General features: G+C 37.3%; 3 protein-coding genes. All 3 read right to left on the bottom strand.

The genetic code is table 11. The features are described 5' to 3' along the window. Positions 1–320: 320 nt before the first annotated feature. Positions 321–4,898, bottom strand: a complete 4,578-nt coding sequence (locus INF29_RS13505; RefSeq protein ID WP_193487213.1) for an S-layer homology domain-containing protein — start codon at positions 4,896–4,898, stop codon at positions 321–323. A gap of 252 nt (positions 4,899–5,150) precedes the next feature. Further along, positions 5,151–5,960 carry a hypothetical protein gene (locus INF29_RS13500; protein ID WP_193487211.1) on the bottom strand — a complete coding sequence of 270 codons (810 nt, stop codon included), beginning with the start codon at positions 5,958–5,960 and terminating at the stop codon, positions 5,151–5,153. 264 nt (positions 5,961–6,224) lie between these two features. After that, the gene (locus tag INF29_RS13495) at positions 6,225–7,064 is read right to left on the bottom strand and encodes a tyrosine-type recombinase/integrase (RefSeq protein ID WP_193487209.1); all 840 of its coding nucleotides are present in this window, start codon (positions 7,062–7,064) and stop codon (positions 6,225–6,227) included. Positions 7,065–7,541 lie beyond the last annotated feature (477 nt).

Raw genomic sequence — 7,541 nt, 5'->3', positions numbered from 1 at the left:
AACCCTGCTCATTTTTCAAAAATACGATTTGCAGGGCTTAGGTGGGTGTTTTTGTCTTTTTGAAACATAGCTGAAAGTATATCTTTCAATATTGTTTTTATCTTGACATATCACCGCTGGACTTTTCTGTATAGATTAGATTATACCATCAAACAGGTAAAATTGAAAACACATTACACATTTTTGACTAATATATATGAAATCATAACCTTATTTTTCTGATTGTTTCTTAAAACTTACATCATAAAAATATCGCCATCATCGATCATAAAAAGGCTTGCGCTAAAAGCACAAGCCTTTTCTATTATAGATATAATACGTTACTGAGCACTTACCCACACTTCGTAAGCGTTAGCAGATTCACGTACATAATTATGTCCATTTGCCGCTTCCATCATAGAACCATACGCCCAATGTTGGAAAGGCAAGTCACTGAATGTATGCAATTCATCCAGATTTTCCAAAATAAAGGAGATGTCTGCCGCGCGATTTTCCATACGGTTAATGATGCTTGCCACTTCTCCACGGGTAATATTTCGTTCGGGACCAAAAGTGCCATCTGGATAGCCACTGATCCAACCGTGTTCTGTTGCACCAGCGACCGCGCCATAATACCAAATGTTTTCAGATACGTCAGGGAAACTGCAAGTTGTGCCTTTCTCAGCATTTGCAAAATTCATTGCCATTGTAACAAATTCTGCACGGGTAATAGGTGAATTAGGTTTAAAAGTACCATCAGGATAACCAGAAATAATCCCCAAACCAGCAAGTGTGGTTACAGGTTTTGCGTACCATTGATCCATAGGCACATCTGCAAGCAATCTCTTATCTGCGCTTTTGTCTGTCAGCAGGTTATAGAACATGGTAGCAGCCTCTGCACGGGTAATGCTCCTGTCAGGACCAACAGTTCCATCTGGATAGCCAGTGATATATGCTTTATGACCTTCTATCTCAGCATCTTTCCATACGGCGTAAAGATCCAAGGTTTTTCCAGGCATACGGAAAGTATCCCCTGCTTTGTACTCCACTTTGCCATCTTCTTCCAAGCTCCAGCCTGCCAGCACCTTACCTCTGGGTGCAGTAAAGATATTCCCCTTTACTGTCACAGTTTCCCCTGGAATAAATTTTCCATCTTTTACTGTTTCAACGTTATCATGATAACGGACATAGTAGGTATTGGAAGTATGCCCTCCACCAGAGGAAGCACCAGAATCAGAAGATTTCTTTTCTTCTCCTATCAGAACAAATGGTGAAAAGTTACCAGGTGTCACATCAAAGACAACATGAGTATTAGTGACTTCTTTGATTTTCATTGTTTCGACATCACCGTTGTTAATAGCGTCTTTAATCTGTTCTTCTGTCAAACTACGGTGTGCGTCTGTAAAATGCAGTAGGGTGAAAGAACTATCAGCATTTGTTCCTTCTGGCAATGGCCAGTAAATAGTAACAGGCTTGTCCGCTTTGACCCACGCATTACCATTGTTCTGATCTACAAGATCCAGATACTTAAAATCATACACACGATCACTGTCGGAATTTCCAAGAATCTTCTCTACACGCTGCAGAAGCAGATTTGTACGGTTATCATTGGCTTCATTGGAATTGATGATTTCATCAAATAATAGAGAAATTCCAGTAGTATCCATTACCTCTACTTCTGAGCCATTGACATAATAAGATGTTCCTTCCTGTGTAATCAATCCGGGTTTTTCCGCAATAATGCCATCGGAAGGATCTGCATATTGTACTGCATTGGTCGTTCCGCGAACAGTAAGTGTCGCAGGCAACACAGAAATTCCATAGATTTTATCTTCATACATAAAGGAAACTTTTCCTGCATCAATCCCATCACCATATACACGCATGATCAGAGTTTGATTCAAATGCTCTTTAATATCAAATGTATCTTTTTCTACAATTTGTCCTTGTGCATTTTCAAATTCCATGCGTACATCACGCTGGGGTGTTTCACCATCTACAACAATACGATAGATATTATGTTCACCATCCCCATATTTTTCAAATTTCCATTGTAATATAGAGTTTTCATTTTCTTTATACTGAAGATATAGTTTGCTCATATCTACAGAATTTAATTCTTCTGGCAAGATCACTGTGAAACCAGGTTTCGGAAACCCATTATTACCAACTAAACTACCTTCATCGTCTACAACGCCGCCATAACTGCTGCCGCCCATATAAATGGTGATATTTGCCGGCTGAATTTTGATGTTCGGTGTCCATTGTGCATATAATGTTGTGTCTTGGGCAAGGGTAATGTGATCACCGGGCTGGTAAGATGTACCTTCTCCATTTTGTTCTGTATTCCATTCAATGAAAGTATAATCTTCTTTAGATGGTGCGGATAAAACAAGGATTTCTTCATCTTTTGCATATTCTTTTTCTGAATAATCTATACCGTCTGCCCCAACACCTTCAGAAAGATCATACTTCAACGTTAATTTTTTCTCCCACTTAGCTACAAGAACTGTTTGACTATATACTAGCGAACTAAAATTATAAGGTGTTTGATCATTATTCTCTGTATACCAACCAACAAAAGTATAACCTTCTCTTTCAGGTTCAGCAGGGGCAGAAACCGCGGTTCCAATAAGTACTTTTTCTACAGTATCTTGAGTTATGCCATCATTATAGTCGAAAGTTACCGTACAATAACTTTTACTGCCGTGTGCCGCCTTAATACCATATACACCATAGTAATTTGGTGTAAAGTTTCCTATTGATTTTGCAAAAACATCTTGATCAGCCACACACTTTTCAGTTACATTACCATCTACGCTGATGGACGCATTCCATCGGGCAACATTCCCTTCTGAACTGCTATTGGTTTTCCATTTCCCATCTTGGTACCATCCATCAACGGTATCTCCACAGCTATCTACCGTCCAATCACTGTCAACTGCTCCTAATTTCCAATCTTTAGAGTATATGCTTTTCAATGCAACATCATCGCCATATTGCTCCGCAGTATTGAAATACAAATCACCTGCTGTTCTATCAAATTTTGAAGAGTTAGAGAGATAGATACCACCGCCATATTGGGCATGATTTTCGGTAATGTTACCGCCTTCCATGGTCATTTTACCTCGACTTAAACAAACGCCGCCGCCACCATTGTTTTTTGCCGTATTTTCTGTAATTGTACCATCATTCATTTTAAATGTGGCATCAACAACATATACGCCACCACCATAGGAAAATGCCTCATTTCCTGTAATTGTACCATCGTTCATGGTAAAGATAGAATAATTTTGCACAAGAACACCTGCGCCTCCGGCGTGTGTGGCGGCTAGTGTGCCGTTTGCTATGACATCTGGGCTAGTCGTTGCCGTATTTCCTGTAATTGTGCCACCATTCATGGTGAAGGCAGAATATTTATATGATGAATAGTCATAATCCGTTACAATGACACCATTTCCTTGGGTATTGGATATAGTGCCATTTTCATTTAACTCAAATTCGCCGCCAGAGTCAACCTTTACAGCGCACCCATTATTTTTGTCATTATAATATCGTGCGATATTTTTATCAATCAAACCACCATTCATTACAAACTTGGCTGTTTTACCTTTTACATATACAGCAGCAGCCCCTACATTATCTCTGCACAGATTTTCAGAAATAGTTCCGTTTTCCATATTAAAGGTTGCATTATCTACATAGACGCCACCGCCTGTGCCTGCTTTATTTCCAGAGATTGTACCGTCATACATATTGAAAGTTGCACCGCTACTAACATAAACACCAGCACCATGTTCGGAATCATTAGTATTCTCTATTTCATTTTCAGAGATTGTACCGCCATGCATATTGAAAGTTGCACCGCTACTAACATAAACACCAGCACCTTCATAGTTAACAAAATTTTTAGAGATTGTGCCACTATACATATTGAAAGTTGCACCTCTACTAACATGAACACCACCACCAAAGGATCTGTTACTCGTAGGTGCTCTGTTTTCTGTAATTTCTACATTGCACTGGTCTTCTTTTGTACCCATATTGAATGTAGCATTGTTATCTACATAGACACCGCCGCCCTTATAAACATAAGGATCAGGCACATTATTTCCAGTACCACCTGTAATAATACCACTGCCAATCAGCGTCAAGTTCCCTTTAACTGTAAAAATGCTAATATGTCCAACGCCCGTATAGGAAACCGTACATCCTCCCAAATCCAATGTAATTACTTTATCACTTGGAATTTCAATGGTTTTAGTTACCTCAACATCATTGGATAAAGTAATTTTTGTTTCCACATTATCTGTAGCCTCATTAATTGCTTTTTGTAAGCTGTCATAAGAATCAACACTGTTTCTAGACTGAACCAACAGCATTGGCTTAAGAGTGGAAACTTCTGTTTCCGCTTCTCCTGCACAACTTTCCCAGTTTACACTGCATACAGAGCAATCTTCATTTAATTTATCTTCTGTGCACTGTGTTTCGCAACTGCAAACTATCTCAGAATCTTCATCCTCTACTGTATCATCGCAAATTTCACAAACATAACCACAAGGTTTTCCTTCAGTAGCTTCTTGATAACCACATACAGCATCGTGTATATGAGTACATGCGTGTCCTTCTACTGCAGGCTGATAACTGCATCCTTCTACATGGTCGATGACACCATCGTCGTCTGTATCTATACAGCCTCCATCGCAAGGCATTTCACTTACTGCCTCCTCATAGCCGCAAGTTCCATCATGGATATGCATACAAGGTGAACCTGCGTCAGCCGCCAGATACCCACAAGTTTCATTGTGTTCTGCGTGATGCTCACATAACGTTCCTGCGGGCTGAACCGCATACACAGCAACATTTGTTACTGATAAAATCATAACCAATGTCATGAACAAAGAAATGATTTTTTTCATCATAATCTCCTCCCTATTTCATCTCATATCGTTTCATGTATTTCTTACCTCATAGTCTCCCCTCCATCTTAAAAACCAACATATCTGCAGGATTTACCTACATTCCGCTTAATAAATTTATATAAAAAGCAGTTTCAAAAAGTAACTGCTTATTATAGGCAGTCCATCAATCGCAGCCTTTCCTCTTGCATTGCACAAGCAGTTATGTAGTCAGATATAATCACTTATGATCCGATTTTTTCGGAACATATATCAACTTTGATTTATTTCTTCTGCAAATATAAGAATATCTTCCGCTTCTAAAACTTTTTGATAAGACTGTTGAATCAGAAAAGATACTTTTTTCTGCAATTCTTCCTGGGTTTGTTCGTATAACTTCAGAAGATTTCTTGGGTTTGCTTTTTCCGGTTTCACGTCTGCCAATACACACAGCTGTTTCATCCACGAAATGATCACTGTTCGATGAATTTCTTTATTTCTCTGAGAGCAAAAGATGGGCTCCTCTTTTATGCCTTTTCGGTTACAGTAATCCAGCAATTCACTTTGCAATGGTATTGGAATGACCACAGTTCTACTTTTAGAATCCGTTAAAATAGTTCCGTATCCAGCCTGTACAAAAGAAACTGTAATCTGCGGAAGCTCTCTTACGGATACCCCCAATACGCAAATGGTTTTCATAATAAAGTAAATCTGTTCTTTATTCTGTTTTTTAGCAACCTGAAGTAATCGAATATATTCCTCTCGTCGCAAAGGCTCCATCTGTACTTCATTAGGATGGATACCAGCTACTTGCCAGTTCCGCTCTCCCACAAAGTCCAAAAACTGATTTATAATCGCCAAACTACGGTTGATACTTCTAGTAGAAAATTTTCCCTCATTTATCATTTTCTCTTTCCATTGCAGGAGTGTATTTGGCTTCAATTCCACATCTGGTAAAAGTTCTTCCCTAAAATGCAAAAGGACTCTACGGTACTCTACAATGGTGTCTTTCTTAAGACCTATTTTTTCTTTCATACTTAAAAAAGTATTGATTGTCTCAATATCAAAAGGAATCGTTTTCATAAAAATCACTCATTTCTAACAGAATTTCTATTCCGTAGTATTTGCTTGTACATAAATTTATGCTGTAATACATCTGTATGTTTTTACAATAGCATTTTTTTACAATTATAGCAAGTTAAAAACATAAAAACAAAACCGATTTGTTTTCAATGACAAAATCGGTTTATTTTGTTGCTTTTTTCTAAAAAATGAATCGGGGAGTTTTATTTTATGATGAATTTATAGACAAAAATAAAGTAAAAATACTACGGAATAGAAATTCCGTTACCACACCAGCCTCATTTGGTTTAATCTTCTCCGATGTTCTTTTCCGCTCTCCATAATATAAATTCTTGTAGTCTCTATGCTACTGTGTCCTAGTAGATCTGCCAATTTTGCAATGTCTTTTTCTAAACTATAAAATGTTCGAGCAAACAAATGCCGAAGATTATGAGGAAAAACTTTTTCCGGTGAAACGTGCGCTTCCCTGCACAGTTTTTTCATGTCAGCCCAGATATTGCTTCTATTCATTGGACGTCCGCTCTTTGTTATAAATACATGCCCTTCCCCTATGCTATGGCTTTTGGCATATCTAAGCAGTATTCTTTGCAGTTTTTCAGGTAAAAATATAATTCGACGTTTTCCTTTACAATTTACTTCCGCACACCCTTTTCGCAGTGCTTCTACTGTAATAAACTGCAGCTCTGAGACACGGATTCCTGTCGCACATATCGTTTGAATAACCAACGAAAGGCGGATATTACCCTTTTTTTGAGCAGTTTCTACTAATCTTACATATTCTTGCCTTGTAAGTTCTTTTTCCTCTTTGCTAAAAATTTCTTTCTGTATTTTCAACAGCTTCATCCGTAAATCATGTCTACCCAGAAATGAAAAAAAACCATTAGCAGCAACCAGCTTTCCATTCACACTGGATGCGCTATAGTTATTCTGAAGTTTTGTTTTCCACAAAATCAAAACTTCTTTTGTTAGGTCTTTTTGGGATAAAAATTTCAATAAATCGTACAATTCTCTTTTGTACTTTTCAATGGTTTCCTTACTTTTTTCCTGCTCTTTTAAAAAAATCAAATAACTTTCGATTTCTTTTGCAGACAACATTTCAATCATTGCAAAAAACCTCCAATTTCATAGAATAATTGCTTTTCATATAAGTGTTTTTCTTATTTGCAAAAACTTTTTACGATTTTTCGCTATAGATTTCCCAAACAGATTTGATAAAGTCTTACTTGTTTTCATTGTTTTCATAATTAATGTAAAATTACTTACATACACAAATTAATCATAATGAATAAAACAAGTATTGTACTTATTGAAAGCCAGATATATTTATACTTTCTTATCCGGTATCTAAAGCTTTTCTTTTTATATTCTTTCCATTCCTTCTGATACCATACCACTGTTGTTCCTTCTGTTGCTTCGTTTAATATCATATCTATTGCACCTTTTGCTGTAATGTCTGGATCTATATTAAAAAAGTGGACACATAAAGTAACTATCTATTACAATAAAGTAGACACCAAAAGGAGGTATTTACATGTCAACAAACAGCAAAGGTATTCGCTATGACGAAGACTTCAAAAGAAC

Origin of the sequence: Anaerotignum lactatifermentans, assembly GCF_014982935.1 — a bacterium.
Taxonomy (GTDB): Bacteria; Bacillota; Clostridia; order Lachnospirales; family Anaerotignaceae; genus Anaerotignum; species Anaerotignum lactatifermentans.
Note: the sequence above shows the minus strand (reverse complement) of the source record. Positions and strands in the feature narration are given on the sequence as shown.

Coding starts and splice junctions, on each gene's coding strand:
- INF29_RS13505 (WP_193487213.1), bottom strand. CDS start 4,898: ATGAAAAAAATCATTTCTTTGTTCATGACATTGGTTATGATTTTATCA.
- INF29_RS13500 (WP_193487211.1), bottom strand. CDS start 5,960: ATGAAAACGATTCCTTTTGATATTGAGACAATCAATACTTTTTTAAGT.
- INF29_RS13495 (WP_193487209.1), bottom strand. CDS start 7,064: ATGATTGAAATGTTGTCTGCAAAAGAAATCGAAAGTTATTTGATTTTT.